At 40.1% G+C, this 20317-nt stretch carries 18 protein-coding genes; 13 read left to right on the top strand and 5 right to left on the bottom strand.

Annotation, left to right across the window (positions count from 1 at the left end):
* Nucleotides 1-47: 47 nt before the first annotated feature.
* The gene (locus tag ACXAH9_RS16900) at nt 48-1262 is read left to right on the top strand and encodes a TlpA family protein disulfide reductase (RefSeq protein WP_474896028.1); all 1215 of its coding nucleotides are present in this window, start codon (nt 48-50) and stop codon (nt 1260-1262) included.
* A gap of 330 nt (nt 1263-1592) precedes the next feature.
* Here ACXAH9_RS16900 and ACXAH9_RS16895 read toward each other — a convergent pair whose 3' ends face one another.
* Complete coding sequence (locus tag ACXAH9_RS16895) at nt 1593-1769, bottom strand: hypothetical protein (protein ID WP_474896027.1); 177 nt, start codon at nt 1767-1769, stop codon at nt 1593-1595.
* A gap of 394 nt (nt 1770-2163) precedes the next feature.
* On the opposite strand from ACXAH9_RS16895, the gene ACXAH9_RS16890 reads away from it, so the two are divergent.
* From ACXAH9_RS16890 to ACXAH9_RS16875, 4 genes are all read left to right on the top strand, one after another.
* The gene (locus ACXAH9_RS16890; RefSeq protein WP_474896026.1) at nt 2164-3159 is read left to right on the top strand and encodes a DUF4369 domain-containing protein; all 996 of its coding nucleotides are present in this window, start codon (nt 2164-2166) and stop codon (nt 3157-3159) included.
* Nucleotides 3160-3415: 256 nt separating this feature from the next.
* The gene (locus ACXAH9_RS16885; protein ID WP_474896025.1) at nt 3416-4222 is read left to right on the top strand and encodes an alpha/beta fold hydrolase; all 807 of its coding nucleotides are present in this window, start codon (nt 3416-3418) and stop codon (nt 4220-4222) included.
* Nucleotides 4223-4479: 257 nt separating this feature from the next.
* Nucleotides 4480-4902: a hypothetical protein gene (locus tag ACXAH9_RS16880; RefSeq protein ID WP_474896024.1), complete on the top strand. Its 423-nt coding sequence runs from the start codon at nt 4480-4482 to the stop codon at nt 4900-4902.
* Between the two features lie 262 nt (nt 4903-5164).
* On the top strand, nt 5165-5890 hold the full coding sequence (locus ACXAH9_RS16875; RefSeq protein WP_474896023.1) for a hypothetical protein: 726 nt from the start codon (nt 5165-5167) through the stop codon (nt 5888-5890).
* Nucleotides 5891-6162: 272 nt separating this feature from the next.
* Here the strand turns inward: ACXAH9_RS16875 and ACXAH9_RS16870 are convergent, their stop codons facing one another.
* From ACXAH9_RS16870 to ACXAH9_RS16860, 3 genes are all read right to left on the bottom strand, one after another.
* Nucleotides 6163-6429 carry a type II toxin-antitoxin system RelE family toxin gene (locus ACXAH9_RS16870; protein WP_474896022.1) on the bottom strand — a complete coding sequence of 89 codons (267 nt, stop codon included), beginning with the start codon at nt 6427-6429 and terminating at the stop codon, nt 6163-6165.
* On the bottom strand, nt 6429-6626 hold the full coding sequence (locus ACXAH9_RS16865; protein WP_474896021.1) for a hypothetical protein: 198 nt from the start codon (nt 6624-6626) through the stop codon (nt 6429-6431). The genes ACXAH9_RS16870 and ACXAH9_RS16865 overlap by 1 nt, the downstream gene beginning before the upstream one ends.
* A 178-nt stretch (nt 6627-6804) precedes the next feature.
* Nucleotides 6805-7524 (bottom strand): hypothetical protein, encoded by a 720-nt coding sequence (locus tag ACXAH9_RS16860; RefSeq protein WP_474896020.1) that lies wholly within the window; start codon nt 7522-7524, stop codon nt 6805-6807.
* 78 nt (nt 7525-7602) lie between these two features.
* On the opposite strand from ACXAH9_RS16860, the gene ACXAH9_RS16855 reads away from it, so the two are divergent.
* From ACXAH9_RS16855 to ACXAH9_RS16845, 3 genes are read left to right on the top strand one after another with little or no spacing between them, the layout of a single operon-like run.
* Nucleotides 7603-9216 (top strand): VRR-NUC domain-containing protein, encoded by a 1614-nt coding sequence (locus tag ACXAH9_RS16855; protein WP_474896019.1) that lies wholly within the window; start codon nt 7603-7605, stop codon nt 9214-9216.
* A gap of 23 nt (nt 9217-9239) precedes the next feature.
* Nucleotides 9240-10364 carry an NAD(P)/FAD-dependent oxidoreductase gene (locus tag ACXAH9_RS16850; protein WP_474896018.1) on the top strand — a complete coding sequence of 375 codons (1125 nt, stop codon included), beginning with the start codon at nt 9240-9242 and terminating at the stop codon, nt 10362-10364.
* Nucleotides 10365-10369: 5 nt separating this feature from the next.
* Nucleotides 10370-11950, top strand: coding sequence for a MutS-related protein (locus ACXAH9_RS16845; protein WP_474896017.1), 1581 nt, complete (start codon nt 10370-10372; stop codon nt 11948-11950).
* Here the strand turns inward: ACXAH9_RS16845 and ACXAH9_RS16840 are convergent, their stop codons facing one another.
* A complete protein-coding gene (locus tag ACXAH9_RS16840; protein WP_474896016.1) occupies nt 11951-13747 on the bottom strand; it encodes an ATP-binding protein in 1797 nt (598 codons plus the stop codon).
* Nucleotides 13748-13876: 129 nt separating this feature from the next.
* Between ACXAH9_RS16840 and ACXAH9_RS16835 the strand changes: the two genes are divergently transcribed.
* From ACXAH9_RS16835 to ACXAH9_RS16815, 5 genes are all read left to right on the top strand, one after another.
* Nucleotides 13877-14533, top strand: coding sequence for a hypothetical protein (locus ACXAH9_RS16835; protein WP_474896015.1), 657 nt, complete (start codon nt 13877-13879; stop codon nt 14531-14533).
* Nucleotides 14533-15849 (top strand): ABC1 kinase family protein, encoded by a 1317-nt coding sequence (locus ACXAH9_RS16830; protein ID WP_474896014.1) that lies wholly within the window; start codon nt 14533-14535, stop codon nt 15847-15849. Before ACXAH9_RS16835 ends, ACXAH9_RS16830 begins: the two co-directional genes overlap by 1 nt.
* Nucleotides 15850-15931: 82 nt before the next feature.
* On the top strand, nt 15932-17422 hold the full coding sequence (nhaC, locus tag ACXAH9_RS16825) for a Na+/H+ antiporter NhaC (protein ID WP_474896013.1): 1491 nt from the start codon (nt 15932-15934) through the stop codon (nt 17420-17422).
* Nucleotides 17415-18005 (top strand): 3'-5' exonuclease, encoded by a 591-nt coding sequence (locus ACXAH9_RS16820; RefSeq protein ID WP_474896012.1) that lies wholly within the window; start codon nt 17415-17417, stop codon nt 18003-18005. Before nhaC ends, ACXAH9_RS16820 begins: the two co-directional genes overlap by 8 nt.
* A 79-nt stretch (nt 18006-18084) precedes the next feature.
* Nucleotides 18085-20298, top strand: coding sequence for a DUF5916 domain-containing protein (locus tag ACXAH9_RS16815; protein ID WP_474896011.1), 2214 nt, complete (start codon nt 18085-18087; stop codon nt 20296-20298).
* The last annotated feature ends 19 nt before the right edge of the window (nt 20299-20317 follow it).

Below are 20317 nucleotides of genomic sequence, written 5' to 3'. Positions count from 1 at the left end.
CGGGCCACACAGCATTTTACCTGAGCGTTATGCGCAAAAACTGATACATGAAAATAATCAATCCTTTATTACTGGCAATTTTAACATTCTTCTTCATTGCCTGCTCCAATAAACCTGCGACTGATCCCAACAAACAACTTATCGAGAACATCTCAACTAACCTAAGACAGGTTGAAACTGCTAATTACATATCAACTATGTCTGCTTACAATGTGTTTGACACAGTGAAACCCGTTTATGTAAGTGATCACTATTTCAAAGAATACATTAATGCGGCAGATACTTTCGTTGGTGCCAGCTTTGTCAGGCTCAGTATCAACGATACCACAAAAATGGAATATAGCTATGATGGAATCATGAGATCTCGTGTACATTGGGAGGAAAGGGCCATAGAAATAGATAGTTTCAGAACGATGCGGTTTCCTTGGCGTGAGGTACCTTCTCCATTTTTTACTAGAGCTAAGATTATTCTTGATTATATAAATGAAACAAATGATAGTATCTCCTACAAGATCAGTGATTTCGTTGATTCCTTGGCTATCAATTTAATTATCTACGACACTGTTAATGTTGTTGATTTTATGATGGGAAACCAATCGATATATTATCCTGATGTGAAAAAGGCTTACGAAATGGATTTTTCAAAATATACCATTTGGGTTGACAAGACCAATTATTTGCCTTCTAAGGTGAAGAGGGAACTGCCACATAATATTAGCATAGAGAGTATAAGAAAAGTACGAATTAATAGAGAAAACATCTCCGACTTTTTTGCCAAATCTTATTTTCCTGACTTACCACTTCGTACAAAAAATGGCAAGAAAATCACTTCGAATTTGGAAGGAAAAGAAGCTCCAGCTTGGTCACTTAAGGACACAAAAGATGAAATTGTATCTCTTGAAGACTATAAAGGTAAAATGGTACTGATTGAATTTACAGGAATTGGTTGTGGTCCATGTCATGCAGCAATTCCTTTTCTAAAAGAACTAACAAATGACAATAATAAGAATGTCTTTGAAGTCATAAGTATTGAAACTTGGACCAAGAATTTGCAAACCATCAAAAGATATCAGGAAAAACAAAAACTAAACTTTAAAATTCTAAAATCAGATAAACTTGTTGAAAAGCAGTATTCCGTTCAAGGTGTTCCAAAGTTTTTTATACTTGATCATAACCATGAAATTGTTGAAATAATTGAAGGTTTCAGCCTAGGGGCTACTGATGATGCAATCCGGAAAATAATCAAAAAACATAGTATATAAAGCGCATAACAAACGATGATGGCGCATGGCCATATTTAGCGATCTGCCTGGTGTCTGCTCAATTTCCCGCTTATCTACCGCCAAGAGACTGAAGTGCTTTCTACCCTCTCCTGCCCGTGGGAGTTTTATCTGTATGTCGCAGTGCCCATCTGATGCTTTGAATGCACCGGCAGATTTCACTAATTTCATCACTTTAAATAAAAGGTAAAGCCCCATGCTTTATCTAGTCGTTATATTCCACTTTCAGAAGGATCTAGCAAAGATTTTAGGAACTGGGATCGTTCATCTTCCATAGCTTTCTTGCATCGCACGGTCAATTAGCTCATCAAACTACTTCTGGAGCACTACGTACCTGACAGCACCTAACCGCTTGAGTTTTCGTGCATCAGTTCTCTTCACTCCCACTCCATAAGATCCTTTGGTGGCAACCTCTTGTTTCACCTCGTCATTATCCAGCTCATTCAGTAGCCCGTCAGACGGAGCGCCCGCGTGAATTCTGCTTTCCATCAGAAAAAGGTTAGTTATCTACCAAGTGTCTGCTATCGCGGACATAGGATGCAACTGGATTTTCTAGCATGAACGGAAGTTGCAAGATGTAAAACAATGCAGAATATAACAGGCGATAAAGCACATGGCTTTACATAGTCCTTCGCATATGGCATCAAGAGATGCCCGTTCATCTGCCGGCTAAAAGCTCACTTCGTAGAAGTGAAAGTGCGTTGGCCAGGACAGCATGCCGAGCCGGCGAGTGCCTGTGGGCGGAAGGTTTCAGGCTGTCTTGATTTTTGCTTCTTTTCATCTAAGGAAAAGAAGAGGAAAAGACTGTCGGCAGATTTCACTAATTTCATCACTTTAAATAAAAGGTAAAGCCCCATGCTTTATCTAGTCGTTATTGTCAATTATGAGAACAGCTACTTTTCTTTGTTTTATCATTTTAACAACTATGATTGGTTGTATAACCAGGGATAGTGAAGAGCGTGGATTTACTATTAATGCTGAAATAACTGGACTCGATGACGGAATAGCAGTCTTAAAGTATTTGGAACTAGGATCCAATAAAGGGGTAACAAGAGACACTGCTATAATTAATAATGGTAGGTTCACATTTACGGGGCAATTGCATAGTCCGTACATTCACTCAATCACATTGAATGATTCAGTTGGAAGTATTTACCTGTTTCTTGAAAACAGTGCAATCAATATAAAAGGTGATGTCAATCACTTAGATTCTATAAGAGTCACTGGTTCTAAAGAGGACAGCATATTTCGAGAATATTTTCCAGCAATACCTTTTGATATTGAAGCTGGTTCTGAGTTACTTTCAAAGTATCCCAACCAAGTAATAAGTGCTTGGGTTGCTTATTATTTATTCCCCAAACACAATTACTCTCAATCTAAAATGGACTCTGTAATGTCAAGTTTTAGCCATGAAGTGAGACAATCAATTTACTACATGCATTTGGACACATTGTATCAAACTTGGAGTAGTGTTAAAACAAAAAGCAAAGCTCCAGACTTTGAATTGTTTAATTACGAAAACCAGAAAATCGGCTTGGATGATTTCGATGGACGGTGGGTCTTTTTGAATTTTACAATAGACGGTTATCCTGTTGATGACTTTTTAACAAACATTCATGATGAATTCGAAACGGAGCTAGAGATAATAAACATCTCAGTTAGTGGATCTGAAACTACAAAAGAATTCAACAGCGAAACCAAACCTTGGGTGAGTTTACAGACCAACAGTAATTGGAGGGATATCGCAGATATTTATGGGGTTAAGTTCGTTCCGCAGTATTTTTTAATTGATCCAAAAGGAATAATAATTGGCAAGAACATGGAATATAATACCTTAATTGACTCACTCTCTTCATCAATAAGAAAGAAAAGACAATAACAGACGATATTGCGCATGGCCTTACTTAGCATTCTGCTTAGAGCCTGCAAAACATCCCGCTTATCGGCCGCCAGGAAACTGAAGTGCTTTCTACTATCTTCTGCTCGTGGGAGTTTTTATCTGTAGAGCGCAGTGCCACTTGGATACTTTGAATGCACCGGCAGATAAGCTACTTTTATCGCAATTAATTAAGCTCGGAGGCCACAGCGCCATATCTGGGCGTTAGGCATAATTTAAACAACAAAATCGACAAGTAATGAAGACTAAACATTCTATAACAATCTTATTCTGCTTAATTGCATTTAGTTGTTTTGCACAAACAGACTTAAAGGAAGACTCAGTGAATTTTGAAAAAAAAGGAACTGGTAGTCCAGTAGTAGTATTTGAATCTGGGCTTGGAGAAAGTTTGGAAGGTTGGAAACAAATTCAAGATAGTGTTTCTAAAATCACGACCACAATAAGTTACGATAGACTTGGTTTAGGTAAATCTTCTGCAACTGAAAATCCAAGAACATTAGAAAATCTGGTATCTGAATTAAATGGATTTCTTGAAAACGAAGATATTGAAGGTCCTTACATTTTAGTCGGTCATTCCTTGGGTGGTTTTATCATACGGAAATTCCAAGATTCATATCCTGAAAAAGTTCTGGGATTAGTATTCGTTGACCCATCTCACGAAAATTTAATGGAAAGAATATTAGCAACTAAACCCAAGGAAGAGGCGGAAATGATGACAAACGGAATGAATGGTTTTTATGCAACAAAACCAATTGCAATTCAAAATGAATTTCAGGAGATTCCAAATATGGAAAAGGAAATGAAAACACTTGGTTTTCCAGAGGACATATCAATTACGCTAATCGCATCTTATCAAATTCCGCCACCACCCTTCAAACCCGAAGATATTGAGATTAAGAAAGAATTGTTCAACGATTGGATTGAGGATAAACCGAAAGCAAAACTTATAAGCACTGTTAAAAGTGGACATTACATACATTATTCAGAACCAACAATTGTAATTGACGCAATAATGGAGATGATTAAAAATGTAAAAGACAAATAAAAACTATGCCTAACAATGGCTATAAGTAATTGCTTATTCTCGCCTACTTTGGAAATTCCGCAGGAATTTCCAACTCGGTAGGTACTTGCAAAATTAAGTGCTAAACCAAGCAACTACTCATAGCCGAGACGTTATGCATAATCTCTCCCGAAATGAAGTTTCTACCTTTTTTTATTCTAACACTTTTCTTTCTAACCAACTCTTGCGATACCAAACCCGAATTAACACCCTTAACTGACGACCCTGTTTGGACATGTTTGAACGAACAGGATAGTTCATTTGCTAACGTCCTATTGGATTTAGATTCAGAACTTCGAAAAATTAACTACATCGGTGAATTTGAAGATTATGGAACCTTATATAAGGATGCTGTTGGAGGTTCATTTGAACCAGCAATAAAACAACTGAATTACAACGGTGAGAGAGACATCTCAATTACTGAGTTTCAAGCAAACTGTAAACTAATAAGCAGATGCATCAATAAGTTCTACCCTGAAAACCTTGAAAAAGACGGTGTATGCGGAATCCCAGGAATTATTTCAGATGAGACAGAGGAAGTTGATGGCAGACCGGTTAACATAATTAAAATGAAACCTGATGGCAAAAAGCACCGCATTTCAACGCTTTACTTCACAACCGTTATGTTGATCGATAAAGGTTTAATCTCAATAGCCGACTAATAACTATGCATAACAGTTGCTAGCACGAATGCGCCAGAGTAGTGTCTATAAGTTTCATCTGATCTTCACCGCTCCGCTACCCATTCTGTAAGCTTCTTCTCTACTAGCAACTGTTTTGCTTCTGGATTTTGTCTTTCTAATTGCAGTTCTTCGTAGAAGCCGTTGTAGGTGTTGGGCAGCTGCGCTATCTTAGTGTCTTTCTGCCAAGCTCGGGGCGCACTCCTGCTAGCGTGGCGTTATACCTCATCACCTTTTCATAGACATGATTCCAGCAACATTTATAAACTATGCATCTGACATCCTTGGTGAAACTGGACAGGGCTTAAGTGGTAGCAAAATCGCTGGACATCTTTCGGCGTATGCTATTGACTTCAATGTTGACATTCCTTATCCTGAATATCCATTTCCAACAGAACTACCCAACAAACGAACAGCTTTACGAGAGAACTTGAAAGCGTTTCCCCCTGATAAACAATTCATAATCATCAAAGACCTTTGCGAACTTCCTCACTTCTCGGACAACAAAGACGCCAAGGAACTGAAATTTCGATTGCTTTCACGATATGGGAACTATGCTCAAGACAATCCAAAGGAAGATGTTAACGAATCACTTATAGAAGAAACTCAACACTGGCTAAACGACTACCCAGATTCTCTTAAGCTTTACAACGAAGCATTAGAAAAACATGCCAACAAGATTCACCAACGAAATCTACTAGATGACCTGAGGCTTTCACTAGAAACGCTCTTAAAACAAATTCTAGAGAACAATAAATCGATGGAAAATCAACTCGGTGATTTAGGAACATTTATTGCAGAAAGAGAGGGCTCAAAGGAACTTACTAACATGTTCGTTAAGCTGATTGATTACTTCTCTAAATACCAGAACTCCTACGTAAAGCACAATGACTCGGTGAACGAAAACGAAGTAGAAATCATCATGGAACTTGCAAGCTCTTTTATGAAATTTCTCATTCGAATGAAATAGACGAGGTATAACAGTTGCTAGCACGAATGCGCCAACTGCCACTTTGCTGGCTTCTGTGCAAATATCACCATGAATCAGCCGCTAGGAAATGGCAGTGCTTTCTACTTGGCGCATCTTGCAGGATTTTTTCATCTTTCTGAACGCAGTGCTTTCTACAAACTTTGGAAGCACCGGCAGATTCATTAGTTTTATCGGAACTTGCCAAGCTCGGGGCGCACAAACTGCTAGCTTGGCGTTAGTTTTCATTAGTCACAGCTAGCCACAAGCATCAATCAAGGGAATATGTTGTAGATATCTTTTCGATGGGCAACTCTCGCGAATTGTACAACTTCACCCTCAACAAATACTCCGATTCTATAATTTCCAGATCTAATTCGGAAGGCATCATTAAAACCTGTTAACTTCTTGACTCCAGGAATTTCTTCTATTGATTGGGCCGATTTGACAATCTCAATTATCTCAGCAATTAACTTAAGATCTTTAGGCTTTTTGATTTTATCGAGATCTTTACTGAATCTCTTTAGGAAGACAACCTCCATTAACCTTTGAGTTTAGACATAACCTCTTCCTCAGACGCAACATCTGAACGGTCGACATCTTTCATGAGTAAAGACAACCCTAAGTCTTCTGTATCTTCATCGGAAAGTACCTTCGACTTAACACCCAACTTCTTGAGTAACTCAGAGATGAACTGTAACTCCTTCGAACTTTTTGGATTTATAACTATTGAACTCATATCTCAAAGATAACTAAACGAATACGGAAATTAACAGTTGCTAGCACGAATGCGCCTAAGCATCTTTCTGCTAGTTTCATCTGATCTTCACCGCTCCGCTACCCACCTGCCCTCCCGGCAGGCAGGTTCTGAAAGCTTCTTTCCTATTAGCAACTTTTTGCGGTTCTGGATTTTCAAATCACCCCCCAGCTAAATCAAGCAACTTCTCATACTCCGCCTGTTTTTCAACATCCCCTAGCCGCTTAGCAATTGTAATGATGTCCTCGATTATTTCTTTGGAAAATGGGTCATCATATCGAGCCAACTCCAGGTATATGATTCCTTCCTCATAGTATGCTTTAGCCTTCTGCATCTCCAGCACATTTGTCGTACCCTCAAAAATTAGGTCACCGGCTTCTTTGTTTGTTTCTCCTAGATAAAGATCCACCAAAGTGGCAACTCCGAGTTCTTTCACCAGCTTCAAATACTCAATACGCTTATCCAGTAATTTTAATTTCTCAGGTACTGCATCTGCTTTTTTTACCTGTTTGGTGTACGAGTCAGCCTCCTCCATGAGTAACCCACTAAGTGTCCGGTAAGCGTCATCGATTTGAGACTCAAAATCCTTATCCATCGACAACACTATGGAAAGGTCATTATAGGCCAGTGTTAAAGGGTCATGTTCAGCATTTCCTTTCGATTTTTCTGCTTGTTGCAGCCAGATCAACCCTCTGTAATAGTAAATTTTAGCCTTTGATTTCTCTGTCAGCATCTGCGATATATCAATCGCTTTTTCAAAATCTATTAAAGCCTCCTCGTATTCACCCACATTGAAGTGACGAATGCCCGAATCAACGTAACTTTGTGATAGCACCATTGAGGCCGTTGTAACAAATAATACAAATAATATAGGCTTCATGATGTTTGGTTGACGGTTATCAATAATATAATACAAAATTAACGTATTAGTAACCCCTAAAGAATTGCTTGCTTGCAAATGCCTAAAAATAATTCAATCATATTACCTGAAAAATACTATTTAGATTATTTTAACTATGTGCTTGAATTCGTGGAGCGGCAGTATGATCATATCCTGGATAAGCCCGAATACCTTTTTTACCAGGAATTCAGAGATCTGTCTGAACAGGCCCAATGTTTATACCTGCGATTCTCAAACAGACGGGGTAATTATTTCAGGATAAACAAAATCTCTTACGCTGAAATTCCGGATTTGCATGATGCAAAAGAGGAACTCTTATACCAGGGGTTTATTCAGGTTAATGAAAGCAATGACTCGGATCAATTTCGCTTGTTTACCAAGCAGGAGCTTATCTCTTTGTATGAATTCTTGCATCCTACTCAAAAGAAGTCAGAGATATTGCTGGAATTGACAGAGGCGGATATTCCTGCCATTCATGAAAAGGAGGAAGTAGCCGAGGTGCTTAAAAATGAAGAGGTTGATTTCATAAAGATGTTGTTTTTTGGTCATAGAGGCGGACGAATGACCGACTTTGTTATCAGGGATGTGGGTAATGTTAGGATTGAAAAGCTCGATGAGACCAAGTTCAGCCCCTGGTTTAAATCCAGGGAGGAAGCACTAGCAGTGATGCATCTCTCTCAGCTTAAAAAAATGATTTACGAAATCCAGGAGGCCGGCCTCCCGATGGAAGATTATTTGGAAGAAATGCCTTGGGAAACGTGGCTCTCCTATCCCCGATCTGCCAAAACCGCTGAAAAGCTGCTGCTTAAAATTGCTTACTATTTTGAGCAAATTATGAAACCGGATCTGGCACTCAGCTACTATTCGTATACAGACAAACCTCCAGCACGCGAAAGAAAAGTGAGGCTACTAGATCGACTCGATCAAAAGGAAGAAGCCATGAAGATAGCCAAGCAAATGCTGGATAATCCCGCCAATGCATCTGAACTCACCTTCGCAACCGACTTTCTCAATCGCAAAGGCATTCGAATAGACCGCAGTATGACCAAACGGCTGAAGGATGCCCCAAGCATAGAAATCCCACGACCTGAATCATCCGTTGAAAGGGCTGCACTGACATATTTCAAAGAAAAAGGATGGGATGGCCTCCATGCGGAGAATTTTCTATGGAGAGGGCTATTCGGTTTGACTTTTTGGAACGTCATATTCGACGAAAGTCACGGCTCCTTCCATCATCCTTTACAAAGGCAACCATCGGATTTAAATGACTCCATCTTTTTTGAATCACGTAAACCACTTCTCACCAATCAGCTGGATCGGTTCAAAAAAAAGAAACAATTGCTCATGCATATTGCTAACATTCATGCAGAAAAGCAGGGTATAGCCAACCGGTTTGTGACATGGCATGAGTCATTACTCCCTTCGCTTGAAGTCATGATCCACAAATTGCCTTTAAAGTCACTGAAGAAAGTGCTGCTGGAAATGTCAAAAAACATGAAGGAAAACAGCGCCGGGTTTCCTGATCTTTTTCTTTGGAATGATAAAGATTACCAGTTTTACGAAGTGAAGTCACCGAATGATCAGCTTTCTGCGCAGCAGCTGTTTTGGTTAGATTTCATGGCATCTGCAAAAATCAAAGTGGATGTGTTGAGGGTCAACTATCTGGATTAGTTAATTTCGACAATCTAAAATCAATGCAAGTGTTTAGTCTTTGGGAGAAACAATCATTTTTGGAATCGGATATCATCGTTGTAGGAGCAGGCATCACAGGATTGTCGACCGCTGCTACTTTGAAGGAGCAATCCCCTGACCTAAGGGTCACTGTTTTAGAACGCGGTGTACTTCCCACTGGAGCAAGTACAAAAAACGCAGGGTTTGCTTGTTTTGGAAGTGTGTCCGAGCTACTCAACGACGTAAAAACTCTGGGTGCTGACGGCATGGTAAGTCTGGTGGAAAAGCGATGGGACGGATTGCAAAAAACCTGTCAGCGTTTGGGAAGAAGTATGATTGACATCCAGGTAAAGAGTGGCTATGAATTGATTTTTGATAAGCCATCTGAGGTGGTAAACAAAATCGGACCGATCAACGAACTGCTTGCTGATTTTTTCCAGGCTGATGTATTTAAACTCTCAGATGAGAAAATAAATACCTTTGGTTTTGGGCGAACCCATCACCTGATTGAAAATCACCTTGAGGGACAGCTAGACACAGGTAGATTGATAGCATCCCTTTGGAAATACTGTGCAGAAATTGGCGTTCAAGTCCACACAGGGTGTGAAGTTTTGGATATTCAGGAAGAGGCCTCTTCTGTCAGAATCAATTGCAAAGATGTACAGTTCACAGCCGGCAAGGTAGCCGTATGCACCAATGCCTTTACCAACAAGCTTTTGAAGAAAGAGCTGGATGTATCTCCGGGACGTGGTATAGTGATGAGTATTGTTCCGGATGAAAAGCTGAAGTTTGAAGGGACTTTTCATTACGAGGAAGGATACTATTATTTCAGAGATTACTACGGTAAGTTACTCTTCGGTGGTGGCAGAAACCTGGCATTGGCCGAAGAAGAGACCACCGAATTTGGTATAAATCAACAGATCAAAACCAAGCTGGTCTCGGACCTTGAATCAATCATCTTACCCAACCAATCATATGAAATAGAAATGGAATGGATAGGAATCATGGCATTCGGTAAAACCAAAGCTCCCATTGTTCAAAAGGTGTCCGAGCGGATTGCCATGGGAGTCAGATTGGGGGGAATGGGCGTTGCAATAGGTAGCCTGGTTGGTGAAGAAGTAGCTGAGTTGATTTTGAACATGGATTGATTATCATGGTTCGATCCAAAAGCAAAATCAGAAAAGAGTTAGCTGAATCTTTTTCAAAAATCAAAAAGGGTACGTTCGATTTTGATCAAATTTCACAATATTTCAAAAACAAGAACCACAATAAGGCCTATCAGGTTGTGTCGGATCGAACATGTCAAGATTTAGATCTTGATGAATTTTTTATGCTTGCAGATAGAACCACATCCAGAGTTGGTCAACAGGTTTTGTATGACAAGATCAGATCGATAAATTTCAAAGCTGACTTTTCAACCGAAGAGCGTTTAATTAATTTTTACAAAAAGAATGCTAAAGAACGACTAGAAACGCAAGTACTGCTTCATAAGCTTTCCAAACCAGCTACATTCTATCTTTCAAGTCTTTTTCACAATGCACACATCTCCAGGCCTAAGTGGTATGTTGTAGTCAAGCCACTTTCAATTATCAGCTTATTATTAACAATTCTAATTCCATTTTACCCTGTCTTCGCATTGTTCTTGATAATGTTGGTTACCATTAATGCAGTGATTCACTTCATTAATAAAAGTAACGTGATTGTCTATCTAAAATCACTTCCGGAACTTATAAAGCTCATTGATGTCTCGGAAGCTCTCGGCAAGCGGAAAGAATGTAAAGTTTATTATCAATCAGTCAAAGAGGACTTAGAAAGTATAAAAAAGATCAAGTATAAAATCTCTTTCTTTCAGGATCAGGGAGGCATTGCAGGCGATCTAACAGCGATTTCTACAGCTTTATTGGAAATCGTAAAAATGATGTATTTGCTTGAGCCAATTTTGTTTTTCTCAGCATTAAGAGTTTTAGAAACCAAGCGAAAAGAAATTGAATCCGTATTCAATTTTGTTGGTCAAATAGATTGCTGCATTTCTATGATGAGATTTAGAAAATCATTAAATGGCAAATGGAACCACCCTCAGTTTGATAAAGCTCATCAGAAGATTTTAGCAAAAGAAATTTATCATCCTTTAATACATAACCCTACTGCCAATTCAATTGAGGTTGATCAAAAATCAGTCATCCTTACCGGCTCCAATATGTCAGGAAAAACAACTTTTATTCGAACTATTGGTATCAATTTTATTGCCTCGGCTACATTAAATACGTGCTTTGCAAAGGAGTTCATACTCAGACCGTTTAGGATTTTCACTGCTATCCGCATCAGTGACGATCTGCTTAATGATAAAAGCTACTATCAAGAAGAAATATTAACGATAAGAGAAATGATTGAAGCATCAGAGGAAGGCAATGGATTATTTCTGCTCGACGAACTCTTCAAAGGGACCAATACCGTTGAAAGGATTGCAGCTGGAAAAGCAGTTTTGACACAACTGAGTAAAAATGGGAATATTGTTTTTGTATCTACTCACGATGTAGAGCTTACAAATTTATTATCAGATAGTTTTCATTCTTATCATTTTTGTGAACTGATTAATGATAGGTATATAACCTTTGATTACCAGCTTAAGGAAGGTAGACTAAAGAATGGAAATGCGATAAAAATTCTTGAAGCAAACGGATATAAAAAGGAAGTAACCGATGAAGCTAAAAAAATTGTTAACAAACTTTCCTAACTAAACCGTCAGCTTAACAAAAAAAGCACTCCCCTTCCCTTTATCGGATTCCACCCACACTTTACCTCCCAGATCCTGTACATATTTCTTAACGATCGAAAGGCCCAGGCCAGTGGAGGACTCGCCTGCCGTTGGTTTAGCACTGAGTTTTTGGAAACGATTGAATAATTTTTTCTTGTCCTCCTCTGAAAACCCGGGACCTTCATCCGAAACCTTGAACACAACACAATCATAAGAGCAGTTTGCGCTCAATTCTACAGAGGCATCTTGTTCTGAGAATTTCACCGCATTGGAAATCAGATTTTCCAATACTAAAAGCAGCAGCAAGTGATCGGTACGAATCATATAGTGATCTTCACAAAACTCTACAGAAAGATCTATGCCTTTCTTCGATGCAATCGGCCTGTACCTGTTTGCTACATCTTTCATCACCTCACGAATATCTACACGTTCATTCATCACTCTTACCCTGCTCTCCTCAAGACTATCTACATCCAGGATTTTATTTACCATTTTAGTGATGCGTTCCGCACTGGTTGTCACCTGACTCAGCAGTTTCACATCAGTCTCCGGCAAGGAGTCATCTATTTTTTGATTTAAAATGTCGGTGACCATGATGATCTGACTAAGCGGAGAACGTATATCATGAGCCAAAATCCTCACCAAGTTGTTCTTTTCTTCATTCAGTGCCACCAGCTGTGCATTCCGGTTCATCAGCTGCTCATTTTTTTGCTGAATATCCTGCTGCTGCACTTCAATCTGACCTTTCTGACGCAAAAGCAAGTTGGTTGTCTTTTGATTTCGGTAATACAAGTAACCAATCGCCACCAGGAGTAGTAAAGCAATGCTTGTACTCACGATCAAAATTCTTCTAACTGCCTGTTCCTGCTCCAATCGCAAATTCACATTTTTAATCATTTCCAATTGGAGCTCCTTCTCTTTGGTGAGTATTGAAGTACTTAATTCAGAATCACCATATAGGTTATCGATAAATTTATAAAGCTCCTCTCCCAAATACTTTGAAATAATTTTGTCAATGGCGGCTCTCGAATTAGGATCTGATAAAAACTCATCTAAATAGGACTTCCAGTAACTGGTTTGAGGAACTATAAAGGCATATCCATCTCCTATATTCGTAAAGAAGTTTTGGCGGGTCAGTTGATCACCTCCCTCAATTCTTAGCAGATAAATTGGCAAATCGATAAAACCAAAGCGGTCGGATCCGGCCTGCACTCCGTCCAAAATGTTCTGATCACTCTCTATGTAAATAATATTAAAATCCACCCCAGTCTCTTGCTGCAGGTTGTTGAGTAAGACTTCATACTTAGTACCTTCAATTGTAACCGCATTCAGTGAGCGCATCATCTCCACTTTTTCCTTAATAGAGCTGACAATGGGTGTGCCCTTGCTTGATACAAGCACCGTTACATCAGGTAGATATGATTCAGTGAACTGTGCAAACTGTTTGCGCTCATTGGTAATAGATAATGCTGAAGCACCCACAATACTGGGATTGTTGTTTTGCTTCATCTCATCAACAATATTGATAAAATTCTCTGCCTTTTTAAAATTGATCTCCACTTCGATTCCCTTCATGTTTCGCATATATTCCTTGAATAGCGCAAACATTTCAGGTTCTATTCCAACAACGTTACCGTTTCCATCCTCCTCTATAAATGGAGTTGAGGTGTACCACAGTACTTGAAGTTCGGTAGGATTTTGTACAAAGGAACATTTCCCCGTATGCGGAAGAATCAGAACAAAGAAGAGAAACGAAAGAACTAAAAGGCGGTGCATGCTTTAAAGATGGGTAATTTGGTTGAGCCAAAATATTAACACTTAACTTATTCACAACTAAAATAAAACGGAAAAAGGTAAAACCATCGGCGCTGCTATCATGTTTATTAAACAACAAAACTTTTGATCATGGCCAAAAAATCAGTTAATAAGTCTTCCATCCAAAAAGGCTTTATGGATTTTCTTCTTGAAGAAGGAAAAAAACCAGAAACCGTGCGGATTTTCACAAAATATTTAAAAATTTCTGACGAAGATTTTTTCAAGCACTTCGGCTCGTTGAAGAATATTGAAAAATCTATCTGGGAGGGGTACTACACCCAAACAATGAAAGTTGTAATGAACGATCCGGAATTCGACGAAATGGACGGACGAGAAAAGCACCTTTCTTTTCTCTACACCTTCCAAGAGATATTAAAACCTGACAGATCGTATATCCTTTACAAACTGGAGGGCAAAAAACCTCATGAGATTCCAGAGGAGCTCAAGCAGACTCAAAAAATCATCACACAATCAGATATTGACTGGGCCAAAACCTTTGAATTTTTACCTGACAAAGCACAGAATGCTACCCAGTCTGCGTATAAAAGAGTACTCTGGTCTCATACCGTAGCTACCCTCTTTTTCTGGGTGAAGGATGACTCAGCCAATGGTGCTGATACCGATGTTTTTATAGAAAAATCAACCCGTACAGCATTTGATATAGGCGAGCTTCCGGCCCTTGACTCCATCATTGACCTTAGTAAATTTTTCCTTCAAAAAATGGGCATTTCAAAAGCGACTGCATAATGGCTAAAGAACTCGATCGAATTCCAATTGGTAAAGTAAAGCGGGCAAGTAAGTTCGTGAGTACAGGCGCTAAAGTAGGCGCTAACTATGTCAAAGCATATAGCAAAGCTGCGATCAAAGGAAAGCTCAATAAAGAAGAGCTGGATAATGATAATGCAAGAGATATTTACGATTCACTAAGTGAGCTAAAAGGCAGTGCACTGAAAATGGCACAACTATTAAGTATGGATCAGAACGTCCTCCCAAAGGCATATTCTGACAAATTTGCCATGGCACAGTATAGTGCGCCACCGCTCTCCTACCCCCTTGTGAAAAAAACATTCATTGAGAACCTGGGAAAGGAACCAAATGAAATCTTCGATGTATTTGGAAAAAATGCCAGCAATGCTGCCTCCATGGGTCAGGTACATAAAGCGGAACTGAATGGAGAAAAGCTGGCTGTTAAAGTGCAATATCCTGGGGTTGCTGATAGCATCAAAAGTGACCTGAAACTTGCCAAGCCCTTCGCATTGAGACTCATGAATGTGAAAGGTAAGGACGTTGACCCTTATATGAAGGAAGTGGAAGGCAAGCTGTTGGAAGAAGCTGATTATGCCCTGGAGCTTAAGCAGTCTATGGACTTTGCAGGTAAATGCCAGAAAGTAGATGGCGTTTTCTTTCCCACTTATTATTCTGAATTATCCTCTCCCCAGATATTGACTATGAGCTGGTTGGAAGGTGAGCCCATTGGGGCATGGATGAAACGTGAGCAAAAACAAGAAGACAGAGACCGACTTGGTCAGATTTTGTGGAACTTCTACATGTATCAAATGCATGAATTGCGAATGATGCATGCTGACCCGCATCCCGGCAATTTCATTATCGATGATAAAAACAACCTGGGAGTGATCGATTTTGGATGTATCAAACATATCCCGGATGATTTTTATGATGCATATTTTGAGTTGGCCAGCCATGAAGTACTCAATGATCCAAAGCGAGTCGATGAACTATTTTGTAAACTAGAAATCATCAGACCAAGCGATCCGGAAAAGGACGCGAAGATCGTGACGGCCATGTTCACAGATTTAATTAAGCTTCTATCGCGTCCATTCAATGAGGGCGTATTTGATTTCAGCGATGATGCTTATTTCACGGAAATTTATATGAAAGGTGAAGCGATATCCAAAGATCCGGAAATGAACCGCCTGCAAGCACGAGGCTCAAGACACTTTATTTATTTTAATAGGACGTTCTTTGGACTATACAATATCCTTCATGCATTGAAAGCCAAGGTAGATTGTCACGTAGATGATTTTTTAAAGAAAGCCTCATAACTTCAAAATCCCCTTTCTTCAAATAAGGCAGGGGATTTACTTTTAAATATCCTATTTTCGAGGGTTCGAGAAATAACCTACAATGACAACCAAACGCGAACCCACTTTATTCGAATCTCTTATCCCAATTATTTTTCTCATTGTCCTACTGGTCATCAACGTAGGCATATTTGGAAGTGAGGCTCTTGGTGGATCCAATCAGATCGTGCTTATTCTCTCAGCAGGAGTTGCCGCAATTGTAGCCATACGAATTGGCTTCAAATGGGATGATATTCAAAATGGCATTGTGAAGAGTATCAGTTCGGCGATGGCTTCCATTTTGATCTTATTGCTTATTGGATCGCTTGCAGGCACCTGGATGCTTAGCGGTGTAGTTCCTGCAATGATCTATTATGGTCTTCAGATTCTCAATCCAACCATTTTCCTTGTTGCTGCATGCATCGTGTGTTCCATCGTTTCCATTGCTACGGGTAGCTCATGGACGACAGCAGCAACAGTCGGTATTGCGCTAATTGGTATCGGTCAGGCACTTGGCATTTCCGAGGGTTTGGTCGCAGGCGCTATTCTATCCGGTGCGTATTTCGGAGATAAGATGTCCCCGCTTTCAGATACAACCAATCTGGCCCCTGCCATGGCGGGTACAGATCTATTCACGCATATTCGGTACATGACCATAACCACTGTTCCATCAATAATTCTGGCATTGATCATCTTCCTTATAATCGGATTTACCAACTCAGCAGATGGAGTCATTGAAGGCAAAGCTGCCATCCTCGCTGCTATTGATGGTACATTCAATATCAATGGCTGGCTATTCATTGTACCTGTAATTGTGGTAGTACTGATTGTAAAAAAGATGCCTGCTCTCCCCGCACTACTAATAGGAACCTTGCTTGGTGCTGTATTCGCGCTCATTTTCCAACCGGAACTAGTCGCAAAAGTTGCTGCTACGGCAAGCTTCGATGGTAAACTTTATGATGAATTCTTCGGCCTTTCTCCCGCAGTTACCAATGGATTTATCGGAACAATGCAAGCAATGTTTGGAGATATCGCCTTTACGACAGGCAATGCTGTTTTGGATGATGAGGGATTACTAAGCAGCTCAGGAATGGCCGGGATGCTCGGTACTATCTGGTTAATCCTGTCCGCGATGATCTTTGGCGGAGTGATGGAGGGTGCTGGAATGCTAAAACGAATTGCTTCTGCAATCATCTCAAAAGTAAACTCAACCGGTTCACTGATATCAAGTACCGTAGGTACCTGCGTGTTTTTCAACCTTACAGCCTCTGATCAGTACCTGGCGATCGTAGTACCAGGAAGAATGTACGCTGACACTTACAGAAAGAAAGGATTGGCACCCGAAAACCTAAGTCGGACACTTGAGGATTCTGGAACGGTGACTTCAGTTCTCATCCCTTGGAATACCTGCGGGGCATATCATTCAACTGTACTGGGGGTAGGTACATTCACCTACCTTCCGTATTGTTTCTTTAACCTTATAAGCCCGATTATGACGATGATCATGGGCTACACAGGCTATAAAATCAAAAAGCTGGTAAAGAAAGGTGAATAGTCGGTTTGCCGAACATATCACGAAAGAAGACATGCGGGCCATGCCTTTGTTGGCTTTCGAAGGAAAGATCCATGTGTTAGAAACTGAAAAAGAGTGCAATGAGGCGGTAAAAGCTCTTCGCAAATTTGATATTCTCGGTTTTGATACGGAAAAAAAACCAGCTTTCAATAAGGGTGAATATAATCACACTGCCATGGTGCAGCTTTCCACAATGGAGGATGCATACCTTTTCCGGCTCAACGTGATGGGATATCCTACTTCACTCTTTGAGTTAATGTCAGATGAATCCATTCTAAAGTTAGGTATCAGTATAGATGATGACTTGAAAGACCTGAACAAGGCAAGAAAATTCAAGCCCAAAAACTTCACAGACCTCAATGATGTGGTACGTGAATTGGGTGTGAAGCACATGGGGGTAAAAAAGCTGGCTGCTGTCATCTTGGGAGCTCGGATTTCTAAAAATCAACAAGTTACCAACTGGGAGGCTGAGAAGCTCACCCCTGCCCAACAAAAGTATGCGGCAACTGATGCATGGATATGTCTGGCTATCTATAATAAGCTGTTAAAGCAAGGCTACATTTAACATCACGAAATTCAGGCCATTTTCCCACTCATCAAAAAATTGACTCCAGTAAGGCCATAGCCAAATAAATTTGCTCCTGATGAAGAAAATTTATTGGCTTTTCATTTTAGTACCTACTTGGCTGTATAGTCAGGAAGAGGCCTATCATATTGTTTCAACGAATCAATCCATTAAAATAGATGGTATTATTGATGAGGAGGTATGGAACAATGTACAGGTCATAAAAAACTTCAGTCAGTATTTTCCCAGTGATTCGGTACCCGCAGAATCGTCCGTTGAAATCCGAATGACGTATGATGAAACCTACCTTTATGTAAGTGCCAAAATGTATAATCTCACTGAAGATCGTGAATATGCTGTGCCATCGCTAAGACGGGATTACAGAGGGAATTTTGACGGAATCACCATTGAAATAGACCCATTTCAAGACAACACCAATGCGTTTCAGTTTGGCATTAACCCATTCGGCGTTCAGCGTGAGGGACTTATCAGCAATGGAGGTGTGAGAGGTGGTGACCTTGCGCTTTCCTGGGATAATAAATGGCTGGCAGACGCAAAGCAATATCCCGGATACTGGACGGCTGAAGCTGCCATTCCGTTTAAAACGTTAAGGTTTAAACCGGGAAGTGACCGATGGAACATCAACTTTTATCGCATTGATACAGAGCAGGGTGAGCGTTCCACCTGGACTCGCATTCCTCGAAATTTTCTGATACTATCACTAGCCTTCATGAAAGAGCTTGTCTGGGATAAGCCACTAGAAAAATCAGGGCCAAATATTTCTTTGATACCCTATGTATCAGCCAGCACGAAGCAGGATAATGAAGCGATTGATACCGATCGGATCAATGATTTTTCCTACGGTGGTGATGCCAAGATAGCTGTAAGCCCATCGCTCAATTTGGACCTCACTTTCAACCCGGACTTTTCTCAGGTAGAGTTGGATCAGCAAGTGACTGACCTCAATCGCTTCGAACTGTTTTTCCCCGAGCGGCGACAGTTTTTTCTTGAGAATGCAGATTTATTCGAAAGCTTTGGCCACCCCTTCTACTCCAGACCTTTCTTCTCACGAAGGATTGGAATTGCCAGGGATGAATCAACTGGCCAAAATATCCAAAACCAAATTTATGCTGGCGCTCGACTGAGCGGCAAACTGGATAACAATTGGCGCATTGGAATACTAAACATGCAAGCTGCAGAGGATGATGCTATTAATCTGCCAAGCATCAATTACACCGTGGGTGCCGTGCAAAGGAAAATATTCGGAAGATCAAATATAGGCGCCATATTCGTGAATAAACAAACCTTTGAAAGCTATGCTGAGAATGACACAACTCCTTATACCGGGTGGAACAGATTAGCTGGAATTGATTACAATATTGCATCGAGCGACGGAAAATGGAATGGAAAAATCATGTACCACCATTCCTTTGATGAAACCGGCTCAAAGCCCGGACAGGGATCTCACACAGGCTATGTGGGGTACTCGTCCAAGACCTGGGTATGGAGTTGGGCTCATGTTTATGTGGGGGAAAATCATAATGCTGAGGTAGGTTTTGTTCCTAGACCTGGAATCTTTCGAATTAATCCGGATTTTGGTAAAAATTTCTTTTTATCAAAAGGCTTTTTCAACTCCATCGAGCTTCGTGGAGAAACAGAATACATCTGGACAGTTGATGGGCAAATTACAGACCGGAAATTTGCGATCAATTTCAATTCTGGATTGTCAAATACCGGAAGACTCAGTGCCTCTTTGGAACAAAATCATACCTTTTTACTGGACCCGTTTGATCCTACCCAAACAGATGGAAGGGAATTGGATTCGTTGACTGGATATACATATAATAGCTTTAATTTCTCCTACATTTCAGATCAACGCAAACTCTTCAACTTACAGGTGAATGGCTATTTAGGAGAATACTTCAATGGTAATAGGCAAAGTATTGGAGCGATATTCGGATATCGATTTCAACCTATTCTGGATATAAAAGTGAACATGGTTTACAACCGCATCAGGCTACCAGAAGATTATAACGATGCGGACCTTTGGTTGATCGGACCTAGACTGGACCTAACGCTTACAAAATCCATCTTCTTCACAAATTTCATCCAATACAACAGTCAAATAGATAATATTAATATTAACTCACGCTTTCAATGGCGATTTGCACCGGTTTCAGATCTTTTTATTGTTTACACAGATAATTACGGTACTGAGCAGTTTTCTGACATGGGTTTAAGAAGAAAAAACCATGCCCTCATTCTTAAAATGACATATTGGATTAACCTTTAGTCATTTCACGAGCTGAAAA

It is taken from the genome of Ekhidna sp. ABH4_415 (assembly GCF_056161305.1).
This window is presented reverse-complemented; position numbering and strand designations above follow the sequence as displayed.